Source organism: Streptococcus sp. FSL K6-1323 (genome assembly GCF_038630745.1).
In the GTDB taxonomy this organism is placed as follows: Bacteria; Bacillota; Bacilli; order Lactobacillales; family Streptococcaceae; genus Streptococcus; species Streptococcus salivarius_D.
In genome coordinates this window covers 40,621-65,000 of the sequence record NZ_CP152039.1, presented here as the reverse complement: position 1 = coordinate 65,000, position 24,380 = coordinate 40,621, and the positions used below count along the sequence as shown (strand labels likewise).

At 41.2% G+C, this 24,380-nt stretch carries 23 protein-coding genes, 1 rRNA gene and 1 pseudogene (1 of these 25 running past the window's edge); 3 read left to right on the top strand and 22 right to left on the bottom strand.

The features are described from left to right. The 9 genes from NST80_RS00375 to NST80_RS00335 form a co-directional block, all read right to left on the bottom strand. Nucleotides 1–1,525 (bottom strand): 16S ribosomal RNA (locus tag NST80_RS00375) (it extends 23 nt beyond the left edge of the window). 418 nt (nucleotides 1,526–1,943) lie between these two features. Beyond that, the gene (gene spx / locus NST80_RS00370; protein WP_002886328.1) at nucleotides 1,944–2,342 is read right to left on the bottom strand and encodes a transcriptional regulator Spx; all 399 of its coding nucleotides are present in this window, start codon (nucleotides 2,340–2,342) and stop codon (nucleotides 1,944–1,946) included. Between the two features lie 167 nt (nucleotides 2,343–2,509). Next, nucleotides 2,510–3,649 (bottom strand): recombinase RecA, encoded by a 1,140-nt coding sequence (gene recA / locus NST80_RS00365; protein WP_002886327.1) that lies wholly within the window; start codon nucleotides 3,647–3,649, stop codon nucleotides 2,510–2,512. A gap of 35 nt (nucleotides 3,650–3,684) precedes the next feature. Next, entirely contained in the window at nucleotides 3,685–4,953 is a 1,269-nt protein-coding gene (locus NST80_RS00360) for a competence/damage-inducible protein A (protein WP_014633777.1), read from the bottom strand. Between the two features lie 96 nt (nucleotides 4,954–5,049). Then, the gene (locus NST80_RS00355) at nucleotides 5,050–5,604 is read right to left on the bottom strand and encodes a DNA-3-methyladenine glycosylase I (RefSeq protein WP_002886325.1); all 555 of its coding nucleotides are present in this window, start codon (nucleotides 5,602–5,604) and stop codon (nucleotides 5,050–5,052) included. 8 nt (nucleotides 5,605–5,612) lie between these two features. Continuing rightward, nucleotides 5,613–6,203: a Holliday junction branch migration protein RuvA gene (ruvA, locus tag NST80_RS00350; protein ID WP_002886323.1), complete on the bottom strand. Its 591-nt coding sequence runs from the start codon at nucleotides 6,201–6,203 to the stop codon at nucleotides 5,613–5,615. Between the two features lie 156 nt (nucleotides 6,204–6,359). Further along, complete coding sequence (locus NST80_RS00345; RefSeq protein WP_038675022.1) at nucleotides 6,360–6,581, bottom strand: hypothetical protein; 222 nt, start codon at nucleotides 6,579–6,581, stop codon at nucleotides 6,360–6,362. 130 nt (nucleotides 6,582–6,711) lie between these two features. After that, nucleotides 6,712–8,655 (bottom strand): DNA mismatch repair endonuclease MutL, encoded by a 1,944-nt coding sequence (gene mutL / locus NST80_RS00340; RefSeq protein ID WP_038675019.1) that lies wholly within the window; start codon nucleotides 8,653–8,655, stop codon nucleotides 6,712–6,714. A gap of 52 nt (nucleotides 8,656–8,707) precedes the next feature. Next, nucleotides 8,708–9,010, bottom strand: coding sequence for a hypothetical protein (locus tag NST80_RS00335; protein WP_038675017.1), 303 nt, complete (start codon nucleotides 9,008–9,010; stop codon nucleotides 8,708–8,710). 178 nt (nucleotides 9,011–9,188) lie between these two features. Here NST80_RS00335 and NST80_RS00330 point away from each other — a divergent pair, with 178 nt between their 5' ends. After that, nucleotides 9,189–9,626: a LytTR family DNA-binding domain-containing protein gene (locus tag NST80_RS00330; RefSeq protein ID WP_183138045.1), complete on the top strand. Its 438-nt coding sequence runs from the start codon at nucleotides 9,189–9,191 to the stop codon at nucleotides 9,624–9,626. Then, nucleotides 9,623–10,078 (top strand): DUF3021 domain-containing protein, encoded by a 456-nt coding sequence (locus NST80_RS00325; RefSeq protein WP_002886315.1) that lies wholly within the window; start codon nucleotides 9,623–9,625, stop codon nucleotides 10,076–10,078. Before NST80_RS00330 ends, NST80_RS00325 begins: the two co-directional genes overlap by 4 nt. Nucleotides 10,079–10,111: 33 nt before the next feature. On the opposite strand, the gene mutS is transcribed toward NST80_RS00325, so the two are convergent. From mutS to argR, 3 genes are read right to left on the bottom strand one after another with little or no spacing between them, the layout of a single operon-like run. Beyond that, nucleotides 10,112–12,670, bottom strand: coding sequence for a DNA mismatch repair protein MutS (mutS, locus tag NST80_RS00320; protein ID WP_183138043.1), 2,559 nt, complete (start codon nucleotides 12,668–12,670; stop codon nucleotides 10,112–10,114). After that, the gene (locus NST80_RS00315; protein WP_084915133.1) at nucleotides 12,663–13,022 is read right to left on the bottom strand and encodes a YlbF family regulator; all 360 of its coding nucleotides are present in this window, start codon (nucleotides 13,020–13,022) and stop codon (nucleotides 12,663–12,665) included. Before NST80_RS00315 ends, mutS begins: the two co-directional genes overlap by 8 nt. Next, the gene (gene argR, locus NST80_RS00310) at nucleotides 13,022–13,450 is read right to left on the bottom strand and encodes an arginine repressor (RefSeq protein WP_171963598.1); all 429 of its coding nucleotides are present in this window, start codon (nucleotides 13,448–13,450) and stop codon (nucleotides 13,022–13,024) included. The genes NST80_RS00315 and argR overlap by 1 nt, the downstream gene beginning before the upstream one ends. A gap of 154 nt (nucleotides 13,451–13,604) precedes the next feature. Between argR and argS the strand changes: the two genes are divergently transcribed. Continuing rightward, complete coding sequence (argS, locus tag NST80_RS00305; protein WP_084915134.1) at nucleotides 13,605–15,296, top strand: arginine--tRNA ligase; 1,692 nt, start codon at nucleotides 13,605–13,607, stop codon at nucleotides 15,294–15,296. Nucleotides 15,297–16,172: 876 nt separating this feature from the next. Here argS and NST80_RS00300 read toward each other — a convergent pair. The 10 genes and pseudogenes from NST80_RS00300 to purD form a co-directional block, all read right to left on the bottom strand. Then, nucleotides 16,173–16,418: pseudogene (locus NST80_RS00300) on the bottom strand (adenylosuccinate lyase); the annotation flags it as partial. Between the two features lie 39 nt (nucleotides 16,419–16,457). Further along, nucleotides 16,458–17,306 (bottom strand): hypothetical protein, encoded by an 849-nt coding sequence (locus NST80_RS00295; protein WP_084915136.1) that lies wholly within the window; start codon nucleotides 17,304–17,306, stop codon nucleotides 16,458–16,460. 5 nt (nucleotides 17,307–17,311) lie between these two features. Further along, on the bottom strand, nucleotides 17,312–18,610 hold the full coding sequence (gene purB / locus NST80_RS00290) for an adenylosuccinate lyase (RefSeq protein WP_084915138.1): 1,299 nt from the start codon (nucleotides 18,608–18,610) through the stop codon (nucleotides 17,312–17,314). 270 nt (nucleotides 18,611–18,880) lie between these two features. Beyond that, on the bottom strand, nucleotides 18,881–19,636 hold the full coding sequence (locus tag NST80_RS00285; protein WP_084915139.1) for a DUF6710 family protein: 756 nt from the start codon (nucleotides 19,634–19,636) through the stop codon (nucleotides 18,881–18,883). A 98-nt stretch (nucleotides 19,637–19,734) separates the two neighbouring features. Then, nucleotides 19,735–19,983, bottom strand: coding sequence for a hypothetical protein (locus NST80_RS00280; protein WP_084915141.1), 249 nt, complete (start codon nucleotides 19,981–19,983; stop codon nucleotides 19,735–19,737). 125 nt (nucleotides 19,984–20,108) lie between these two features. Further along, a complete protein-coding gene (locus tag NST80_RS00275; protein ID WP_084915143.1) occupies nucleotides 20,109–20,336 on the bottom strand; it encodes a phosphoribosylaminoimidazole carboxylase in 228 nt (75 codons plus the stop codon). An 8-nt stretch (nucleotides 20,337–20,344) separates the two neighbouring features. Then, nucleotides 20,345–21,295: a 2-dehydropantoate 2-reductase N-terminal domain-containing protein gene (locus NST80_RS00270; RefSeq protein WP_084915144.1), complete on the bottom strand. Its 951-nt coding sequence runs from the start codon at nucleotides 21,293–21,295 to the stop codon at nucleotides 20,345–20,347. After that, nucleotides 21,296–22,387, bottom strand: coding sequence for a 5-(carboxyamino)imidazole ribonucleotide synthase (purK, locus tag NST80_RS00265; RefSeq protein WP_084915147.1), 1,092 nt, complete (start codon nucleotides 22,385–22,387; stop codon nucleotides 21,296–21,298). Further along, nucleotides 22,374–22,865 (bottom strand): 5-(carboxyamino)imidazole ribonucleotide mutase, encoded by a 492-nt coding sequence (gene purE, locus NST80_RS00260; protein ID WP_084915149.1) that lies wholly within the window; start codon nucleotides 22,863–22,865, stop codon nucleotides 22,374–22,376. Before purE ends, purK begins: the two co-directional genes overlap by 14 nt. 200 nt (nucleotides 22,866–23,065) lie before the next feature. Next, nucleotides 23,066–24,331: a phosphoribosylamine--glycine ligase gene (purD, locus tag NST80_RS00255; protein ID WP_084915151.1), complete on the bottom strand. Its 1,266-nt coding sequence runs from the start codon at nucleotides 24,329–24,331 to the stop codon at nucleotides 23,066–23,068. Nucleotides 24,332–24,380: the final 49 nt, after the last annotated feature.

The following is a 24,380-nucleotide window of genomic DNA, read 5'->3' as shown; positions in this document are numbered from 1 at the left end:
TTCCGATACGGCTACCTTGTTACGACTTCACCCCAATCATCTATCCCACCTTAGGCGGCTGGCTCCAAAAGGTTACCTCACCGACTTCGGGTGTTACAAACTCTCGTGGTGTGACGGGCGGTGTGTACAAGGCCCGGGAACGTATTCACCGCGGCGTGCTGATCCGCGATTACTAGCGATTCCGACTTCATGTAGGCGAGTTGCAGCCTACAATCCGAACTGAGATTGGCTTTAAGAGATTAGCTTGCCGTCACCGACTCGCAACTCGTTGTACCAACCATTGTAGCACGTGTGTAGCCCAGGTCATAAGGGGCATGATGATTTGACGTCATCCCCACCTTCCTCCGGTTTATTACCGGCAGTCTCGCTAGAGTGCCCAACTGAATGATGGCAACTAACAATAGGGGTTGCGCTCGTTGCGGGACTTAACCCAACATCTCACGACACGAGCTGACGACAACCATGCACCACCTGTCACCGATGTACCGAAGTAACTTTCTATCTCTAGAAATAGCATCGGGATGTCAAGACCTGGTAAGGTTCTTCGCGTTGCTTCGAATTAAACCACATGCTCCACCGCTTGTGCGGGCCCCCGTCAATTCCTTTGAGTTTCAACCTTGCGGTCGTACTCCCCAGGCGGAGTGCTTAATGCGTTAGCTGCGGCACTGAATCCCGGAAAGGATCCAACACCTAGCACTCATCGTTTACGGCGTGGACTACCAGGGTATCTAATCCTGTTCGCTCCCCACGCTTTCGAGCCTCAGCGTCAGTTACAGACCAGAGAGCCGCTTTCGCCACCGGTGTTCCTCCATATATCTACGCATTTCACCGCTACACATGGAATTCCACTCTCCCCTTCTGCACTCAAGTTTGACAGTTTCCAAAGCGAACTATGGTTGAGCCACAGCCTTTAACTTCAGACTTATCAAACCGCCTGCGCTCGCTTTACGCCCAATAAATCCGGACAACGCTCGGGACCTACGTATTACCGCGGCTGCTGGCACGTAGTTAGCCGTCCCTTTCTGGTAAGCTACCGTCACAGTGTGAACTTTCCACTCTCACACTCGTTCTTGACTTACAACAGAGCTTTACGATCCGAAAACCTTCTTCACTCACGCGGCGTTGCTCGGTCAGGGTTGCCCCCATTGCCGAAGATTCCCTACTGCTGCCTCCCGTAGGAGTCTGGGCCGTGTCTCAGTCCCAGTGTGGCCGATCACCCTCTCAGGTCGGCTATGTATCGTCGCCTAGGTGAGCCGTTACCTCACCTACTAGCTAATACAACGCAGGTCCATCTTGTAGTGGAGCATTTGCCCCTTTCAAATAAATGACATGGGTCATCCATTGTTATGCGGTATTAGCTATCGTTTCCAATAGTTATCCCCCGCTACAAGGCAGGTTACCTACGCGTTACTCACCCGTTCGCAACTCATCCAAGAAGAGCAAGCTCCTCTCTTCAGCGTTCTACTTGCATGTATTAGGCACGCCGCCAGCGTTCGTCCTGAGCCAGGATCAAACTCTCATTAAAAAATTTAATAATTGTTCGAGCGTTAACTCATTACCGTCGTCTGACGATTTATTCTTGTAAATTGACAGGTTATAATTTCTTCTATAACCCTGCACTTGGTTTCTTATTCAGTTCTCAAAGGTCTTTGTCTCTCTTAAGACAACTTCTGTATTCTAGCAAATCTAGAATGTCTTGTCAACACTTTTTTTGAAGTTTTTTCACTTCTCGTGTCCGCTGTCTCTCGCGAAACAGCTTATTTATAATATCATCTCTAGCTTGTCTTGTCAATAACTTTTTTAAAGTTTTTTCAAACTTTTTGTTACTGGACATTTCCTTAAGACTTTATTAGTCTATCAAGTTTGTGAACTAATGTCAATACTTATTTTCTATGCCAGAGTAAACGTAAAAAGAAGATCGCAAGAATCTCCTTTTTTACTTTTTATAGAGCTGCGCGCATGCGTGCTTGTGAGTTTTCGACATTTCGTATTGAACGTGGTAAGAAAGCACGGATATCATCTTCTTTATAACCCACTTGCAATCTCTTATCATCAATTAAGATTGGGCTCTTCAAGATTCTTGGGTTTTCTTGAATCAAATCAATCACCTCACTGACACTGAGCTCGTCGATATCACAATTTAGAGCTTTAGCATAGCGATTTTTTGATGAAACAATACTTTCAACACCATTCTCTGTTTTTGATAGGATGTTTAAGATTTCTTCTTTTGTAAGTGGTTCTTTACCAAGGTTTTGTTCTTTATAAGGAAGTTGATGGTTGTTCAACCATGTCTTTGCTTTTTTACAACTTGTACAACTTGAGATTGTATAAATCTTAATCATGTTAATTCTCTCTTTCTGTCACATGATACTATTATCTTATCACTGTCCTTGATTTAAGAAATCGGTCTAGCGACCTATTTTGAATCTTTGGGACTTTTTCAATTATCATAGACCTTTTTTATTTAGAATTAAAACAAAGAAAAAAGAGCTCGTCGGCTCTTTTACACTTATTCCTCAATTTCAATGGTTGAATCGAGGTCTAAAACAAGTTCATCAGATGTTTCTTCAACTTGTGCTTCTTCAACAATATCCTCTTCATCTGGTTCAATTAAACCATAGTGTACACGTACTTTATGATCAATTTCTTCAAAAATATCTGGATGATCTGCCAAATATTTTTTAGCATTTTCAGACCCTTGACCAATCTTCTCACCATTATATGAGAACCATGCTCCAGCTTTTTGAATAATGCCTAAGTCACTAGCGATTTTTACAAGCTCACCTGTTTGGGAAATCCCTTCACCATACATAATTTCAACAAAGGCTTCTTTAAATGGTGGAGCAACCTTGTTTTTGACAACCTTAATTTTAGTTTCCTTACCAACATTTTGGTCTTTTTTATCACCAGTCCCTTTGATTTGCGTATTTCCACGTACATCAAGACGTACTGATGCATAGAATTTTAGAGCACGTCCACCAGGGGTTGTTTCTGGATTACCAAACATAATGCCAACTTTTTCACGCAATTGGTTAATGAAGATAGCAATTGTTTTTGTTTTATTGATAGAAGCAGAAAGCTTACGCATGGCTTGACTCATCATACGCGCTTGAAGTCCGACATGGCTGTCACCAATATCTCCATCAATTTCTGCTCGAGGTACCAAGGCTGCAACTGAGTCAACAACAACCAAATCAACTGCACCAGAGTCAATCAGCTTACCAGCAATTTCGAGACCTTGTTCACCTGAATCAGGTTGTGACAAAAGAAGCTCATCAATATTAACACCTAGGGCTGCCGCATAAGCAGGGTCAAGGGCATGCTCTGCATCGATAAAGGCAGCAATTCCGCCTTCTTTTTGTGTCTGAGCAACAGCATGGAGGGCTACAGTTGTTTTACCTGATGATTCTGGTCCGTAAATTTCGATAATACGACCTTTAGGATAACCACCTGCACCAAGAGCAATATCCAAAGCTAGCGAGCCTGAGCTCATAACTTGAACTTTCTGCTCTGCACGCTCACCAAGACGCATAACCGCACCCTTACCAAAATCTTTTTCAATATTCTTCAAAGCATCGTCAAGTGCTTTACGACGCTCATCTCCAAATTTCTTTGTAATTTCTTCTGTTTTCTTTGTTTTCTTAGCCACTTATTTTCCTCTTCTTTCTATCGTTAAAGACAAACTTAAATTATGTCTTCTTGTAATAAAGCTTGGCGAACTAGGTTAAAGGCATAGAGGGTACTAATATATCTAACATCAGAACGACTTCTTCCACCTATAACAACCTTGATTGACCTTACTTGATTCCTATCAGCAATACCAATAAATACCGTACCTGCTGGGTGTCCTTCTAAGGAATCTGGTCCAGCTACACCGGTAAGTGCAATTCCATAATCGCTATCTGTTTTAGCTCGAGCACCTTCAGCCATTTTTTCTGCAGTAAAATGACTGACAACACCATGTTCTTCTAGTTGCGACAAAGGAATACCCAACATTTTAGCTTTTTCTTCAATGCTGTAAGTAACAAAGCCACCTTTAAATACTTGTGAGGCTCCTGAAAAATCAGCAATAGTAGCCTGAAATAAACCTGCTGTTAGGCTTTCAGCTGCAGTGATGGTCTTGCCATGGTGCTTAAGCAAACGAAAAGCTTCAAAGGCTAAACTATTAGACTCTCCATATCCATAAATGAAATCAGATAAGGATTTGCCATCTAGAGTTTTAGTCGAACGAATTTGTTTTTCTAAAACATCTAGTTTTTGATCTGCTTCTTCTTGCGAAGAAGCCTTCGTTGACAAGCGAAGTGTTACTTCCCCCACTTTAGCGTATGGAGCTATGGTTGGATCTGTTTGGTTAACAATAAACTCTTTCAGAATAGTCACTAATTGACTTTCTCCAACGCCAAAGAATCTTAGGACTCTCGAATAAAGACTTGAGTGATTCTCAGTAAGAGCTGGAATAAGTTCTTGATTCACCATAGGTTTGAGTTCACTTGGTGGACCAGGTAAGACTACATAGGTCACCCCTTGAGCAGTAATAATCCCTCCAACTGCAAGACCTGTCGGGTTTTGCAAGGGAATAGCCCCCTCAACAATTTGTGCTTGACGTTCATTATTAGGCGTTCGTGTGTGTTTAGGACGAGTAGCAAAGAAACTATCCAGTTTTTTACTAGCCTCCTCATCAAAAACGAGTTCTTTTCCTAAAAATTTAGCCAGGGTTTGCTTGGTTAGGTCGTCCTCAGTAGGGCCAAGTCCACCACAAAGTATGACTAAATCACTACGCTGACTGGCTTGATCAAGAACTGAAAGTAGGCGGCTTTCATTGTCTCCTACTGCTGTGTGAAAATACACGTCAATTCCTAGTTCAGCTAGTTTCTCAGATAAAAATTGGGCATTGGTATTGGTGATCTGCCCGGTTAGGATTTCAGTTCCTACTGCAATCAATTCAGCTTTCATTGGTTCACCTATATTACTATTCGTAAAATAATCTCAAAAACATGTTCGTTTATAAACTAACATGTTTTGCTCGTCTTGTCAATCAAATCCACTCATTTATTTGAAGTCACAGTTATTTTCATGATCATTCACAAATCCTGCGGCTTGTAAAAATGAATATATAGTTGTCGGTCCTAAAAATTTGAACCCTCTCTTTTTTAGATTGTTGGCAATCTGTTGGGATAAAGCAGTTGATGATGGGACGTCCTTATATGTGGGTACATTATTTATCAAGGGCTTTCCGTCAAAGAAATGCCAAAAATAATGGGACAGGGAGCCAAATTCATCTTGGATTTTTAGTACTTGTTTGGCATTATTTACGGTTGCTTCTAGCTTAAGTTTGTGCCTAATGATGTCTGGATTTTGAAGCGCATCTTCAAGTTCACTTAGGCTAAACTGGGCAACACGCTCAATATTATAGTCATGAAAAACACGATTAAAGGCCTGTCTTTTATTTAAAACGGTTAACCAAGAAAGCCCTGACTGATAACTTTCTAAGCAAAGCAGCTCAAAAAGTTTTTGGTCGTCACCAATAGGCTTTCCCCACTCCTTGTCATGATAATCACAATATAATTTATTGTTTGTTGGAACCCAACGACAACGATTGACCATTGCTTACCTCATTTCATCAACATTTTAAGAGCCGATTTAATGTATTGCTCTGCCGTTTCATTAGTTCCTTCGAAGAAGGCCTTGATTTTCTTAAGTTCTGTGGCTTTATAACCAAGAGCAATCAAGGCTTCCATAGCCTCATCCAATTGATGATTCCCTTCAGGTTGACTTGGTGTCGTCTTGGTCGTTTCTGTTGGTAACTCTGCAAATTTCCCTGCCAAGTCCAAAACCATTTGCTGAGCTGTCTTTTTACCAATCTTTGGAAACTTCATCAAGTACTTGATGTCACTATTATCAACAGCAGCAACCAAGCCTTGATTATCATCTACAGCAACAATGGCTAGGGCAGTCGTCGGACCTATTCCAGAAACTGAAATAAGCTTAAGGAAGACCTCTTTTTCATCTTCAGTATGGAAACCAAAAAGAAGGTGGGCATCATCTCTAATAACTTGATGAAGATAGACTTGGATAGTCTGATTCATTTGGTCAGAAAAACTATATGGATTCGCCACAGTGACAATATAACCTAAGCCGTTTGCTTCTATAACAATATACTTGGCGGTAATTTTCACTAGAGTTCCCTTGATATAATCATACATAGCGTGTGATTTCCTTTCTCGTTCGTTTCTTCAATGGTTTGCTTTATCATTTTATACTCGTAAGATAATTGTCTTGAATGTTTATTTGTCATCTCAAGCACTGCTGTACTATTGTAACAAAAAATCCACTCGAAAGTGGATTCTGTTTGCTCTATTTTAAGGATGACTACTCGTCTTTAAAGTATCTGTAATCATCTTTAGACCTAATAGAATATATGTTACAAGACCTAAAGTAAAGGCAATGCTAGAAACATTTACTAGAGTATTCTCCAAACTTGGTTGACCTAACCAGGCCAAAATATAGAAAATCAAGCTAGTCGCTAAAAATGTTAAGCCAACAAGTAAAAAGTGTTTATTAGTTTTTGTTAGGTGTCTCATCACTCTACCTCCTAACTTAAAAATCAGGCAATCATCCTACAATGATCCGCTAAAACATTAGAAGATTCCTTTTCTTCACCACTATTATAAATCTAACATTCCTATTCGTAAAGCAAGACCAAAAAAAATTTTAATACTTTCCTAGGTCACGTAGGCTTGTATGATTTTCTTGGATACGACGGAACATTTTTTCCATATCAGACTTGGTAAAGTTGACAAGTACTGGACGTCCGTGAGGGCAATTGTAGGGATTTTTACACTGTGCAAGCTGTACTAGGAGGTCACGCGCAGAGTAATCATCAAGAGCATGATTGGCCTTGATTGAACGTTTACAACTCATCATGATGGCCAACTCAGCACGGTAGGTCTTAACAGACACTTCATTCGTCAAAAGAAGCATGTCACACATTTCATAGACCGCTGATTCAATCTCTTCTTCCTTCATCCAGATAGGATGTTCACGAAGAATGAAAGTGTTGTTCCCATAAGGTTCTAAATAGATACCAACCTGGTTAAGAAGGGACATTTTTTCTTGTAAACTAATGTAATCTGAACCTGAAAATTCAAAGAGATAAGGAACCAAAAGCTGTTGTAAACTGCTGTCAACCTCACCAATCTTTTCACGATAGTACTCATACTTGACACGTTCTTGAGCAGCATGCTGGTCAATGATGTAAAGTCCGCCTTGTCCTTGCGCAAAGAGATAGGTTCCATGCATTTGACCAAAAAACTCTAATTCAGGGAAGGTTGATGTTTCCTCATTATCCAGATTTTCAAGCATGCGCTTCATTTTCGACTTGTTTTTATAATCAAGTTTTTCGTGTTCGCTATCACCTTCATCTACTGAACGTTGTGCCTGTTTAACAGAAGGTTGCGGTTTATTTTCTACCGATGAAACTGGAGACTCTGACTCTGATACAAGAGGTTTGATATCTTCTTGGACTGTCTCTGGTTTGACAAAGAAATCATTACGACTGCTATCATAGTAAAGATTGGTTTGTTTGAGTGGAAGACTGGTTTGAACTGGCTTAGCTGCACCTCTGGTACTAGACTTGGCTAGATTTTCAAGGGCATCAGGAATCAAATCCTGCTCTCTAAGGCTTTGAGCAATGGCAGAGCTGATAAGGGCCATGAGCTCTTTTTCTTTAGAAATACGTACTTCCTGCTTGGTTGGGTGAACATTGACATCGGCCAAGTAGGGATCAATCTGAATATCAATAACTGCAATAGGGAAGCGTCCTACCATGAGTTTAGAACCATAACCATCAAAAATAGCACGGTTAAGCAGGAAGTTTTTAATATAACGTCCGTTAATGAGAATCGTGATGTAGTTACGATTTGCACGGGTCAACTCAGGGAGACTAACATATCCAGAAACTTCAAAATCAAGGTCAGAATTTGAAATCTCCACCATTTTTTTAGCCGTTGTCAAACCATAAATACCAGCAATAGCTTGACGGAGGTCTCCAGTACCTGATGTCTGTGTCAACTGACGACCATCATTAAGCAAGGTAAAGGCAACCTCGGGATGAGCTAGACTCAGACGATTGACAACATCGACAATATGAGCCAACTCAGCCTGTAAACTCTTCATATACTTGAGACGAGCTGGGGTGTTATAAAACAGATTTTCAACGGTAATCTTTGTTCCAACCGGTGTTGAAATAGGATCCTGACTCTCAATTTCTCCACCTTTAGCAACCAGTTTAGTCCCATAGGCTTCTCCATCCGCTGCTGTCACAATAGTTAGGTGGCTGATAGAAGCTATTGATGGTAGGGCCTCACCTCGAAAACCAAGGGTTCGAATACGAAAGAGATCTCCTTGATTTTTGATTTTACTCGTTGCATGACGGCGCAAACTCATGGCCACATCAGCTTGAGCCATTCCTTCACCATTGTCTGTGATTTGAATTTTTGAGAGGCCTGATTCTTCAACTTCAATGGTAATCTGGGTGCTGCCTGCATCAATAGCATTTTCCACCAACTCTTTGACAACACTGGCTGGGCGCTCTACGACCTCACCAGCAGCAATCTGGTTGGCTAACACCTCAGGTAATTCGATGATTTTTGGCATAATTATTATTTTCCCTTCTAAAAGGTTGAGAGATCATTGTTTCTAACTGTTACTAATGCTTCCTATAAAGCCATAACTCACACACAACTGTTAGCCAAGATAAGGCTGTGGCTATAACAATCATATCCCCATGACGAAGGTTGAACCAAATGAGCACAGAAAAAATCAAGAGGTAGATGACTTGGAAAATCCATTGGTAGGTTTTGGGTGAACTTGTCGAATCCATAAACTGCTTAACAAAGAAATAAAGCAAAAGCAAGTTCAGTGTTAGTGCCTTTTCAAAAGGTGTAAAAAAGCTCAAAATCAGACTGCAGGCAAGAAAAATTCCTGCTAGCCATTTCATTATAGATTTCATGTGATTACCTCGTCAGTACGTTTTCATTAAGTATAGGGGTTTTCGAAAATATTTTCAACCACTTAGACACCATATAGAACCACATAGACAAACGCTATTGCTGTGGACTAGTAAATAGTGTTTAATAAAGGTGTGAAAGGGAGGAGGCCTCCTCAATTACCAATAAGAAAGGATAGTTATGAAAATAAAAGTTCAGATTGACTCGGTATTCCAAGAAGAAATGTTGCAGATTCAAGCACCTAGTCGAACGCCCAAGATTCAGCAAGTTGTCGAGTTTGTCGAATCTTTGGATGATAACCAACGACTCAAAGGAAAAAAGGATGGCGAAACCTATCTCATCGAGTCTAATGCTATTTCCAGAATTTACATCGAAAATCGTCAAGTTCTAGCTGAAACTATTCAAGGAGAGTACCACTTAGGCTTACGTCTCTATCAAGTTTTAGAAAAACTGCCATCTTACTTTATCAAAATCTCACAATCAGAGATTGTCAACCTCAAAGAAATTGAACGCTTCAACATTACCCCTAACGGCCTCGTTGAAATTCACCTTAAAAACAAGGAAATCACCTACTCATCACGCCGTTACCTCAAAGCAATAAAGGAGAATTTACAATGAAAAAGCAACTTTTTAAATCAGGCACAAAGGGCATCCTTATCGGACTTGCCGTATCCATGATTATGTCTCTTATCTGGGCACCAAGCTACATGCCTCTAAATCCTCACTCAGCCATTGGACAATGGATGACGTCACATCAGGTTCACGGATCTATGGTATTGGCCTACTGCCTCATCACTTGGTTTGCTATCGGTATCCTCTTTGAAGTCGCTAGTTATATTTTCCGTAAGGCTGAGTGGAGTTTACTTCGTGCAACCCTCACTCACTACGCCTTGACCTGTCTAGGTTTCATTCCACTAGCTACCCTCAGCGGATGGTTCCCTCTACGTTTAACTTTCTACTTGGAGCTAGTCATTGAATTCAGCCTTATCTATCTCCTCGTTTGGGTCTTCTCTTATTGGAAAATGAAAAAGGATATTGAACAACTCAACCAAGAATTGAAACACCTATAAAAGACAAGAAGCCTGTCAATTGACAAGCTTCTTTTATAGTTTCTGTTTTAAATCTGCTACAGCCATCATGACCTGCATCGGTGTCATATTGTAAATGTCCAAATCACGTAACTCTTGAAGAACTGGATTTTCAGTAAAATCATCAAAGAGAGAGATTTGCTCGTTGACATGCGTTTCAGTGGCAGGCTTCTCTTGAGGCGATACCTTTTCCTGAGGTTGGATGGTAACTGTCTCGCCCTCCAATTGTGTCAAGATGGTGTCAGCACGTTCCAGTAAATCTGCTGGTAAACCTGCAATCTTAGCTACATGAATACCATAAGATTTATCGGCTGGGCCATCGACAATCTTGTGAAGGAAAGTCACCTCTCCGTCCTTTTCAAGTGTCGCCACATGAACGTTGACAAGGTGTGTCAAAGTATTTGACAGGGCTGTCAACTCATGATAATGGGTAGCAAACATGGTTTTAGCCCCAACCTTGTCATGAATAAACTCAATGATAGACTGGGCCAGAGCCATACCGTCATAGGTGGCTGTCCCACGTCCTAACTCATCAAAAATAATCAAGGAATTAGGTGTCGCCCGCTTAATGGCCTGATTAGCCTCCATCATCTCAACCATGAAGGTCGACTGACCTGAAATCAGATCATCTGCAGCACCAATACGTGTATAGATAGCGTCAAAAACTGGCAAATCAATACTATCTGCTGGCACGTAAGCCCCCATCTGAGCCATAACGACTGACAAAGCCAACTGACGCATATAGGTAGATTTACCACTCATATTTGGCCCTGTGATGAGCTGAACATTGGTATGACTGTCAAAGGTAATCGTGTTTGGAATGTATTCCTGAACGCCCATAACCTTCTCAACCACCGCATGACGACCTTGATCAATAACAATACGATGCTCATCATTGAACACAGGACGAACATAATGATTAGTCTCTGCTGTAACTGCCAAGCTCTGAAGAACATCGACTGTCGCAATGGCCTTAGCCAAAGATTGCAAACGGTCAATATAGCGTTCAACCTGCTCACGGACACGCATGAAAATATCATATTCGAGCGTTGATGACTTTTCACGTGCCTCAAGCATTTCACCTTCAATCTTAGCCAACTCAGCGGTTCCATAGCGCTCTGAATTTTTCAGGGTTGCCTTGCGGAAGAAATGGTCAGGAACCAAGCTAAGGTTAGAGTTGGTCACATGGAAGTAATAACCATCTTTACGGTTATAATCAATCTTTAGTGTTGTAATACCAGACGCTTCACGTTCCTTGGCTTCGATATCCGCTATCCATGACGTTCCCTCACTCATCACCTTGCGATACTTGTCCAAGGTCTCATCAAAACCAGCACGGATAATGCCACCTTCTGTAATGGTTGCAGGGGCATCAGAATCAATAGCCGACCGAATCAAACTCTCTAATTCTGGCAGAGCATCTAACTCTTGTAAAAGACGTGACAAGGCATCGTCATTAAAAGACTCCAAAATCGCCTTAATCACCGGTACTTGAGCCAAAGTATGACCTAGCTGAATCAAATCTTTTGGATTAGCCTTGCCAAAGGAAACACGACTGGCCAGGCGCTCAATATCGTAAACACCTTTTAGACTCTCAGTCAAGTCACTACGCTCGAAGAAATTGTCCAAGAAAACTTGGATAATATTCTGACGCTCGGTGATAGTGGCTTGATTCACTAAAGGACGATCAATCCAAGTTCGCAAGAGACGCATTCCCATAGCTGTCTTGGTTTCATCCAAGAGCCAGAAAAGGGAACCGTGTTTCTTGCCCGTTCTAGCATTTTCTAGTAAATCCAAACTTGACTTGGTCGCATAGGACATCTGCAAGTAATCCTTAATCTCATAGTGCTGAGCCTTTTGTAAATGACTAAGCTCACGCATCTGAGTACGGTGCACATACTGGAGAAGTTTACCCGCCACACTGCTTTCCAAATCTGTCAAGCTAGTGTCAATCAAGTGGACATCATCGTAAACCTCTGTTTCCTTGGAAAGTAGAAGGGTGAGTTGCTTCACCAAAATTTGTTCGTCAGCTTCAGGTAAATCATAACCAACCACTACTTCACGTGCCTTAAGGTTCTGAATTTCACTACAAACTGAACTGAAATCATCCAACTCTGTCGCAAAAAATTCACCCGTTGATACATCCATATAGGCCAGGCCGAATCGACTTCCAACCTTGTCAATGGCTACTAAGAAATTGTTGGCATTATCAGGTTTAGAGCTGTCAACCACTGTCCCTGGCGTGATAACCTGAACTACCTCACGCTTAACCACGCCAACAGCCTGTTTAGGGTCCTCCATCTGCTCAGCAATGGCTACTTTGTAGCCCATCTCAACCAAGACATCGATATAGGCTTGAGCCGAATGATAAGGAACACCTGCCATAGGAATGGGTTTATCTGCGTTCTTATTACGACTGGTTAGGCTAATTTCCAAAATTTGAGCAGCCTTAACGGCATCATCGTAAAATAATTCGTAAAAATCCCCCATCCGAAACAGCAAAAAAGCATCTGGATAATTTTCCTTGATATCCAAATACTGCTGCATTCCTGGAGATATTTTTTCCTTAGCCATGTCTTAACTCCTCGTTAATCTTTTCTTCGATAGACTTGGTCACATATTGAATCAAGTCACTGGCATCTTGCATCTTTTGACGGTAATCCTGAACAATGGGCAAATTTTCCAACTCATTCTGAATCAAATCTGCCTGCTCACCTGCCTCCTCATAGGCACGTTGTTTCTCAATTTTTTGAAAAAGCACCGCTTCTTGTTGATAGGCCTTCATCTGTCCAGCCAGATAACTAATCTGAGGGATCTGTCCAATAGCTTTCTCAGCCTCTTGAAAAGCAAGAACCGCCTCATGGTTTTTGAGGAGGTCGATTAACTCTTCTTTGGCTTTTTGGAAATCCTGATGGGGAGTCTTCATCAGTGAAACTCACTTTCCAATCTTTCAGCAACCACTGCGTCCTTACAGATTACCAATAGGGTATCTGCGCCAGCAACGGTTCCTAAAATTTCAGGATTGCCGTCACTATCAATCAGGTTAGCCAAAACATCTGCTTCACCCAATTCTGTATGGAGAACCAGCATAAACTGGGCACGGGAAACTGATTTGACATAGTCCTTAACCGTAGGATCCAAACTTGAAAGCACATGCTCAGACAAACTATAGTAAAGTTTACCTTCCTCATCACGAAGCTTCAACAGGCCAATCTCACGCAAATCACGTGACAAGGTAGCCTGTGTAACCGTGATACCTTCCGCCTCTAGGCGTTGCTTAATTTCCTCTTGTGTCCCAATCTTATCTCTTGAAATCATCTGTTTGATAACAGCTTGACGATCTCTCTTCATTATCTTTCCTCTTTTTATGTATATTCCTTGCATATTATAACAGAATTTTTGTATTTTTTCATGAAATACTTCTTGAGAGATACTTTCTTGTCTCTACCCTATTAACTAAAATAATGGTAAAATAGGTATGAATGACAAGATTTGAAATGGAGTGCCTATGAATACTAAAGAACTCATTGCAGCAGAGATTGCCAAAGTTGTTCCCGAATTGGAACAAGAAAACATTCAAAATCTGCTTGAAACCCCTAAAAATGCTGACATGGGGGACCTTGCCTTCCCTGCCTTCTCATTGGCAAAAGTCTTACGCAAGGCCCCTCAAATGATTGCAGCAGACATCGCTGAAAAAATTGATGCTTCAAACTTTGAAAAAGTTGAAGCTGTTGGTCCTTACATCAACTTCTTCCTTGATAAATCAAAAATCTCGGCGGACGTTCTTGGACAAGTCATCGCTCAAGGCAGCCACTACGCTGACCAAAACATCGGTCACGGACGTAACATTGCCTTTGATATGTCTAGCCCTAACATCGCTAAACCTTTCTCTATCGGTCACTTGCGTTCAACAGTTATCGCTGACGCTCTTGCCAACATCGTAGCTAAACAAGGCTACAAACCAGTCCGCATCAATCACTTGGGTGACTGGGGTAAACAGTTTGGTATGCTGATTGTTGCCTATAAGAAATGGGGTAGCGAGGAAGCTGTCAAAGCCAACCCTATCAATGAACTTCTTCAACTTTATGTGCGTATCAATGCCGAAGCTGAAAAAGACTCATCTGTAGATGAAGAAGCTCGTGAATGGTTCCGTAAATTGGAAGCTGGTGACGAGGAAGCAACTGCCCTCTGGCAATGGTTCCGTGACGAAAGCTTAGTAGAATTCAACCGTCTCTATGATGAACTTGGTGTTTCATTTGATAGCTACAACGGTGAAGCCTTCTACAATGATAAGATGGACGAAGTCGTTGACATCTTGACAGAAAAAGGACTTCTCCAAGAATCTCAAGGTGCCCAAGTGGTTAACCTTGAAAAATACGGTATCGAACACCCAGCCCTCATCAAAAAATCAGATGGTGCAACACTCTACATCACACGTGACTTGGCTGCTGCCCTCTACCGTAAACGTACTTACGACTTTGCCAAAGCCATCTATGTGGTTGGTAATGAACAATCTGCTCACTTCAAACAGTTGAAAGCTGTTCTTAAAGAAATGGGCTACGACTGGTCTGACGATATGACTCACGTTGCCTTTGGTCTTGTAACTAAGAACGGTAAGAAATTGTCAACTCGTAAGGGTAACGTTATCTTACTTGAGCCAACTATCGCTGAAGCTGTTAACCGTGCTCAAGCTCAAATCGAAGCTAAGAATCCAAACTTGCCTAACAAGGAAGCTGTTGCCCACGCTGTTGGTGTCGGAGCTATCAAGTTCTACGACCTTAAAACAGACCGCATGAATGGTTATGACTTCGACCTTGATGCCATGGTATCCTTCGAGGGGGAAACTGGACCTTACGTACAGTATGCACACGCTCGTATCCAATCTATCTTGCGCAAGGCTGACTTCACACCATCTGCAGATGCCACATACAGCCTAAACGACGTTGAAAGCTGGGAAATCATCAAACTCATCCAAGACTTCCCACGTATCATCAACCGTGCATCAGATAACTTTGAACCATCTATCGTTGCTAAATTTGCTATCAGCTTGGCTCAAGCCTTTAACAAATACTATGCCCATACACGTATCTTGGACGAAAGCCCAGAACGTGACAGCCGTTTGGCTCTTTGCTACGCAACAGCAACAGTCCTCAAAGAAGCCCTTCGCCTTCTCGGTGTTGAAGCTCCAGACGAGATGTAAGCCATATTTAAAACGCCTAAGGGCGTTTTTTAGTGACCAAAAAAAGAACCCAACACATGGTGTTGAGCTCTTTTGGAGATTATGAAAAAGAAAAGTTCGTTGTTCTACAAAAAGTGTAAGCCAACGAGACTTACTGAACAAGGTTCAGTAAAAGTTATTTAGGAGACTTAAAGTATAACCTCCCTACCTTAAAGAAACCTTAAATCGCAGAAAAAAATCCCCAAAGGGATTTTCACAACAGTCCAGAGACCGCTGAAAAGATACGATTGTACAGGCTTCCCAACCTCTTCTTCCTAATCCTCCAAGGTGACCGCTTGTCCAATAGAATCTTTATATAACTATATTACCTTGTTTTGGAAGGGTTTTCAAGTGTTTTCTTAAAATATCCTAATAAAACCTCAAAAAAGAAGAAAAAAGCCTAGATTTCTAGACTTTCTTCGGGGAGATTTGTTATGAAAAAATTATGTTTACCTCTAGCTCACAAAAGCTAGCTGCTTTACTAGGATGGTTATAATATATCTTAATAAACTTAAAAGTAGCTTAAGATATTATTATCTTTTGTCACTTTTTAAAATAATAAGCAAAATAAGTAATAGTAAGGATCCACTAGGAATATCCATATCTAAAAACCAAGAGGGGACTTTGATACTTCCAAGATCATTCATGATGCGGATGATATTATAAGCAATGCTTACTATTACGAGGCTAAGTTCCGGTAAACAGTTAAATCGTCCTTTTAAGATGGCTAACTTCTCCTTCCTGACAGTTTTCTAGCGATGACTCTATTATACGGCTGAAAAGAGAACAAAAATAGTGACATAAATGTCACCATCAAAAAAAGCAGGTCTGCCCTGCTTTTTTACTGTATTGCTTCAATTAGTCACCCAAACCGATGCGTTCGAAGATTTCATCAACACGTTTAGTGTAGTAAACTGGGTTGAAGATCTCGTCGATTTCTTCTTGGGTGAGGCGAGAAGTTACCTCTGGATCTGCTTCAAGAAGTGGTTTGAAGTCTACTTGGTTATCCCAAGATTGGGCTGTCTTTGGTTGTACAAGGTCATAAGCTTGCTCACGAGTCATGCCTTTTTCAATCAAAGTAAGCATCGCACGTTGGCTGAAGATGCCTTTTTAGATTATTAAATTACTATTATCTTATTTTGACTAATTTTGAATCCACAAAATCAACATACCCGAAGTCATCAGGTAAGATAGTACTGAAAAAACAATAATCATTATAATTAAAAAAATTTGCGACTCTAAAAAGGATGTATTATATATAGTCCTTTTTATAAATTTAGGGACATTTATTTTTCTTGCAAAATAAATCAACAAATTTCTTAACATCATAAAATATACTAAAAGTTGTTGTGCTACCGCAATTAATAGACCCAATATTATATACGTACTTCTAATAAACTCGCTATTTATCAGAGTAGCTGACATTCCTTCAGAAATTTTTGATAAATTAAATCCATAATAAATCGTAAGTATAGATATAGGGATTGAATAAAAAAGATAAATTAATGTAGATTTTTGAATACGCCCACTAATTGCAATAAAAAACAAAATTATAATTGAAGACAACAGAGGAATTAAACCATACCATTTTAAAACAAGCGAAATTTCATTTATATACTTCATAAACATATAAACAGCACCACTAATAAGCACTAGAGATAAGATAATCATCCCCCAAAAATCAGAATCGCTCATATTTTTGTTATATTGAGTAGGCTTAGTTTTCTTTCTTTTAAGTTGAAAGTCCTCTCCCGGAATATATGTAGGAGTTGGAATTATTTTTGTATCCTCAGAAATTTCTAATGAATTGTTATTGAAAAAGTGTGATAATTTATTAATCCATTCAGAAAATCTTGGCCCTATCCGTGGTAGTTTAATTAATGTTTTCCTAAGAACTAGTATAAAAATACCTACAATTAATGATTGAATTATACCATCCGGTGTGGTTTTTATTACATTATTCAACCAAGCTAGTACAGTATCTACATTCATTATTTTTACTCACCCAAACCGATGCGTTCGAAGATTTCATCAACACGTTTAGTGTAGTAAACTGGGTTGAAGATTTCGTCGATTTCTTCTTGAGTGAGGCGTGATGTTACTTCTGGATCTGCTTCAAGAAGTGGCTTGAAGTCTACTTGGTTATCCCATGATTGGGCAGTCTTTGGTTGAACAAGATCGTAAGCTTGCTCACGTGTCATGCCTTTTTCAATCAAAGTAAGCATAGCACGTTGGCTGAAGATAAGACCAAATGTAGAGTTCATGTTGCGAATCATGTTTTCTGGGAAGACTGTCAAGTTCTTAACGATGTTTCCGAAACGATTGAGCATGTAGTCAATCAAGATTGTTGTGTCTGGTGCGATGATACGCTCAGCTGATGAATGTGAGATATCACGTTCGTGCCAAAGGGCTACATTTTCATAGGCTGTTACCATGTGACCACGGATCACACGCGCAAGACCTGTCATGTTTTCAGAACCGATAGGGTTACGTTTGTGAGGCATTGCTGAAGATCCTTTTTGACCTTTAGCAAAGAACTCTTCCACTTCACGTTGTTCTGATTTTTGAAGACCACGAATCTCTGTTGCCATACGCTCAATAGAAGTTGCGATGCTCGCAAGAACTGCAAAATACTCAGCATGAAGGTCACGAGGAAGGACCTGTGTAGAGATTTCTTGAGCACGGATACCCAATTTGTCGCAGACGTATTTTTCAACGAATGGTGGGATGTTGGCAAAGTTACCAACCGCACCAGAAATCTTACCAGCTTCCACACCAGCAGCAGCATGCTCGAAACGCTCGATGTTACGTTTCATTTCGCTGTACCAAGTTGCCAATTTAAGACCAAAAGTTGTAGGCTCAGCGTGCACACCGTGCGTACGACCCATCATGATAGTGAACTTGTGTTCTTTCGCTTTGTCAGCGATGATGTTAAGGAAGTTTTCAAGGTCCTTGCGGATGATATCGTTGGCTTGTTTGTAGAGGTAACCATAGGCAGTATCTACTACGTCAGTAGAAGTCAAACCATAGTGAACCCACTTACGCTCTTCACCAAGCGTTTCAGAAACCGCACGTGTGAAGGCAACCACATCGTGACGAGTTTGCTGCTCGATTTCCAAAATACGGTCGATGTCAAAGTCCGCTTTTTCACGAATCAAAGCCACATCTTCCTTAGGGATTTCCCCCAACTCAGCCCATGCTTCGTCAGCCAAGATTTCCACCTCAAGCCAAGCACGGTATTTATTTTCTTCAGTCCAAATGTTCGCCATTTCTGGGCGAGAGTAACGTTCGATCATTTTTAAGATACCAAGGGCGACTAGAAAGCGACTGAATTTTAGGAAACCAACGACGGACGCTTGCGTCCTAGGAGGTTTATCTAAATTCCGAGCTTTCCGCCCGGGTTCAGTTCTGCAAACTAGATGCCCATTTCCTTTCTTTGTTTACAATTAGGAAGTCCGTAGCCCGTATTCAGTTAAAGAATACGGTGCCCTTGTTCCTTTCTTTTTTATTTTTTTCTATGTAAAGATTGGGAGTATGGGACTAATGCTGAATATCCTTATAAATTTCTAAAACCTATGGTACTCAGCTTCCAATAAATATCTTCCAAGTTCAAAAATAACTCCCGAATAGAAAATTATCTTTTTATCATAGGATAATGCAATAGTTGAATCATCCAATTTCTTTCTATAATTTAAACCATCAAAATATATCTTTTCATATAAATTTGAATAATTATAGACAGCCTTTATAACAGTCTGTCCTTCATGTTGAAATCTCGCAGCAAATTGTGAGTGATTAGCTCCATTACAAACTACAATATCCATAGGATAAATATAATGATTTTCTATATTACTACTGTAACGTTCCCCATCAAAAACATTATTATCATTTATGTCTTTGAAATTTCTTATTATCCTATCAGAATTCCAAGTATTCAATAAAATAGGAAACTCTCTAATAGCTATTTTTATCGGGCCATCTTCTCTAATCGTTTTATCACGATAGAACTTCAAATCATCCGGATGAATTTTTTCGCAAATTATTTCATCAGTAATCACATCATTTCTATCTGCAAGCATATTATAAATTGTCTCAATTGACGAATTATTTTGCGCATCATGAATTGTTTCAATAGTTTGAATAGCTTCATCAAAATTTAAATACTCTATTATAATCGATAAGAGATTTTTAACTACTACTATTCTTTCAGATGTATTAGATTTCTCAACTATATTTTTATAATTGAGGAATCTACTTTGATAATCAACCACATCCTCTTTTACTGACTCAATTTCAAAGAACCTCCTAACAAAACTTAGCATCAACACTTCCTTTACACTTAATTTTTCTATGACATAATGACATTCTAATTGAGTCTGTGATAAAGTCTCTAATCATAATGTCATAGGAAATCTCAATTCTACTTTTCCTTTTTCGTTTTTAGGACATATTTATATACAAAATCAATAAACTCTTGGGCCTCACTGGGACGAAGATCCCAATGCTTTTGAAGTAGTGCCTTTGTTCTTTCCTCGTCAATTCCAGCTTCTAAAAGAGCTGTTGTAGCCTTTCCAATGTTATCTAATCGCTCATTATATGCTGCATCATCTAGCTTAGCTTGTTGATTTGCTATAATTCTTTCCCGCAAATCTTCCCAAAAACCCGTCATATAAAATTCTCCTATCTTGTTTCAGGACAATCTCTGCAATAATAAGCCTTTTTCTATCTCTCATTACTATTTACTTTTTGAATACACACTCTCTCTTTCTATCTATCAAATATTTTAGTCTTAGCTCATTCAAATTCTTCTTTCCCAATCCACACTGATGGATAGTGATCGAGTGTATTCAAATCAGTATCCATCGGCAAATCATAGATAGCTAAATAGTTTTCAGGATATTGAGCAACCAACTCTTCATACTTAGCTCTCAATTTTTCGTGATTGCTACTCGCATACAAGACTTCAACGACTGCCCCAGTCTTATCTTTTTCAACAAATGCACTAACGATGAGTTGAATCATAAAGCCTCCTAAATCGAAATTCCCTTCATGTTTGCTTCTAGAATGGGCATGTCCACACCTAACTCCTGACCGGTCTGATAGACACTTTGACAACAGTAGAAAATATCCTGTTTATCATTGTGTAAGGTCATGATTTTTCGTGTCAGCTCATTTTTCGCAAACATGATTTTCATGGCTTTGCCTGCTATCCATGCGGGAATTTTGTATGGTAAGAGTTCGGCTTTGTAAAGCTTCAAATTCACTCCACGCGCTTCTACCACTTTCAAAGCCTCTCGAATGGCCTTGATGGCGAGTGATAATTCCGAAGAACTATTCATCAAGTTCAAAGCCAGCTGTTCTGGGTTTTCCAATTTTCCCGAACGAGCAGCTGTTGAAGTAACACCCGCATTAATCGCCATGTGAATCCAGATCCACTCGACCATATCATGAGGAACTTCCCACTTCAAATCTGCAGAAGTCAATAAATCTGTCAGATCAGCATAGTTAGAAATATCTGCTTTTTGCTCACCTTCTAGCATTAAATGGTCGAACAAGACACCATCCAAATGGTCCTCCTGCATATGACCGCCCGCTGTCGGAAAAGCCAGAATATAGTCGTAATCTCCTGCCCACTCTTGGACCTCTTTTCGTGTATTCCAGAAATTGCAGAAGAAAACGAGGGTGCCTTTGATATTATTTTTTCGCAAGGTTTCCACGGCTTCTTTGACAAAACCATGACGCACACTGAGAAAAATAAAATCATATTCCAAATGAGCTTCTGCCACATGAACTTCATAGGTGTCGTGTTTGTTTTCACCCTTGGAATGATAGCGACCATCTAGCAAATCAACCGAGAGGGATTTTGGAGCATTGTTTCGCTTACTGTCTCTAAGTACGTGTTCTACTTGATGACCTGCTTTTTGAAAAGCGTAGGCGTAAGTGGTCCCGATAACTCCGAGTCCTAGGATTGCTATTCTCACCTAAAAATCAATTCCTTTCCCAAACTCAACCACACTATCTGGTTCATCACTAAACAAAGTCACATGCCCCATTTTGCGGTTGTGCTTCGCTTCTAGTTTACCATACATGTGAAGGTGGGCGCTTGGATTTTCTGTGACATAACGCTCAGCTGCTTCGACGTGTTGGCCGAGGACGTTGAGCATGACAGCAGGTGCATGGAGGTGGATTGCTGGAAGTGGTGCTCCGAGAACACCCAAGATATGCGTGTCAAATTGTGAAAAGTCGCAGGCTTCGATTGAGTAGTGCCCTGAATTGTGTGGGCGTGGCGCGATTTCGTTGACAATGATGTCATCAGCTGTCGCAAACATTTCTACACAGAGAGTACCAGAGAGGTTAAGTTGCTCAGCAATCTTCACGGCCATAGCTTTAGCTTTCTCAGCTAGACTATCAGAAATGCGAGCAGGCACGATTGTTTTAGAGAGGATGTTGTTGCGATGGATATTTTCCTGAACTGGGAAAACCGTCACGTCCTTGCCGTTACCAGACACGATAACCGAAATTTCAAGGTCGAAGTTGACGAACTCTTCCAAGACACACTCGGCTGAGTTAGCAAGGGCATTTGCCTCTTCCAAATCGTCGGCTGATGTGATGACTTTTTGACCGTGGCCATCGTAACCACCTGTCGCAGTCTTGAGAACGTATTTTTTAGAAAGGTCAATATCTTCCAAATCAAGGCTAGAGGTCACAACCTTGTAAGGAGCAACTGTCACTTTAGCCTTATTTGAGAGGAAGTCCTTCTCAAAGATACGGTTTTGTGAAATGCGAAGCAGGTCTGTCCCTTGTGGGAGCTGACCGTCTTTAATAACAGCGTCAAGACCGTCAGCGTCGACATTTTCAAATTCATAGGTAAGAACATCACAGCGGTCCGCCAGCTGATGAAGGGCATCTACGTCATCGTAAGGAGCCACGATAACCTCAGACACACGAGAAGATGGACAATCTGCTGCAGGATCAAGGGTGATAACCTTGTGACCCATGTAGATAGCTGAGATAGCCATCATCTGACCAAGCTGGCCACCTCCGATGATACCAATGGTTTTAGTTGAGCTCATTTGTAGACTCCTCTGCGATTTTTCCTTGTTCTTCAGCAAAATCTGCCAAAGCTGTCGCAATAGCCTGGTCCTCTACTGATAGGAGACGGAGGGCAAAGAGGGCAGCGTTAGTCGCACCTGCTTCACCAATCGCCATGGTTGCGACAGGTACACCACCTGGCATCTGAACGATAGAATAGAGCGAATCCACACCGCTAAGAGCACGTGATTTGACTGGCACACCAATGACTGGAAGAGTTGTTTTGGCAGCAACCATACCTGGCAAGTGGGCTGCACCACCAGCACCCGCGATGATGACCTTGATGCCACGGCTACGTGCTTCTTCAGCATGCTTGAACATGAGGTCTGGTGTACGGTGAGCGGAAACAACTTTCTTTTCGTAAGCAACGCCGAAGTTATCGAGGACTTCAGCGGTTTTTTGCATGGTTGCCCAGTCGGATTTTGAGCCCATGATGATGGAAATTACTGGTTTAGTCATAATTTTTCCTTTTTATCCTTTTTGATAATGGTCTTAGATGGTGGGGACGGAAGCAAATCTTCGGTTTCATTCCTAAACTTTGAGCCTAGGGTCTCAAAGTTTCTCTCGACCAGAACAGAGACTGTTCTGGTCTTTTTACCACGGCGACCATTATCTTAGTTTGGCTCGCTTTCGCTCGCCATTGACAAATATTATATCTGTTAATCTTTTATCGCTTTGCTACCGATATCTGTACGGTAGAACAAGCCTTCTGTGTTTTGGTTATTGAGTTCGCTGTAAATAATGTTTTGACCATCTTTGACGGTGTCTGCTGTTGTGACCAGCATGTAAACACGTCCGCCGTTTGAGAGGAGGTCTTGGCCATTTTCAGCGAATTTAGCACCTGCATAGTAAGTGATGATGTCGCCCTCTGTCTTGGCAGGAAGCTTGACACCTTTCTCATAAGCAAGTGGGTAGCCGTTTGATGCTACAACCACACCAAGTGTCACACCTTTGTCAGTCCATGTGATAGTTGGCTCTTTACCATCCAAAATATCAGTGATATTTTGCGCAAAATCAGAAGTCAAACGAGGCAAGATGATTTGCGTTTCAGGATCGCCAAAGCGAGAGTTGAACTCGATGACTTTAGAACCGTCAGCTGTCAAGATAAGACCAGCGTAAAGGACACCAGTGTAAGGACGACCTTCTTTAATCATACCTTCAAGGACTGGCTTGACAATAGTGTCAACCGCTGTGTCAACCACGCTCTGTGTTAAGTGAGGAACCGGCGCATAGGCACCCATCCCACCAGTGTTAGGGCCCTTGTCCCCATCATAAGCACGTTTGTGGTCCTGAGCCGTTGGCATGATGTAGAACTTGTCACCATTAACAAAGGCAAAGAGAGAGAACTCTTCCCCGTCAAGGAATTCCTCGATGACCACACGCGCACCTGAATCACCGAATTTATTATCCAAAAGCATCTCGTGAGCAGCTTCTACTGCTTGCTCGACTGTCTCAGCAACGACGACACCCTTACCAAGGGCCAAGCCGTCTGCCTTGACGACGATTGGAGCGCCTTTCCCCTCGATGTAGGCCTTGGCTTCCTCGAAATCTGAAAAGGTGCCATAAGCTGCTGTCGGAACGTCGTATTTGACCATGATTTCCTTAGCGAAATCCTTAGACCACTCCAGCTCAGCCGCAGCCTTGGTCGGACCAAAAGCCTTAAGACCAGCTGCATTGAAATCATCCACAATTCCAGCCGCAAGCGCATCATCTGGACCGATAAAGGTCCAAGCAATATCGTTCGCTTTTGCAAACTCAATCAGCTTAGAATGTTCGGAAATTCCGATATTGATCAAATCAAGACCGTCCAATGTCATCCCGTCATTACCAGGAGCTACGAAAACTTGCTCAACGTCTTTAGACTCCAATAATTTCTTGGCAATCGCATGTTCACGACCACCAGAACCAACAACCAAAAGTTTCATTTGAAAGATACCTCAATATCAAATAAGACTAGGGGCAAATGCCCGTTAA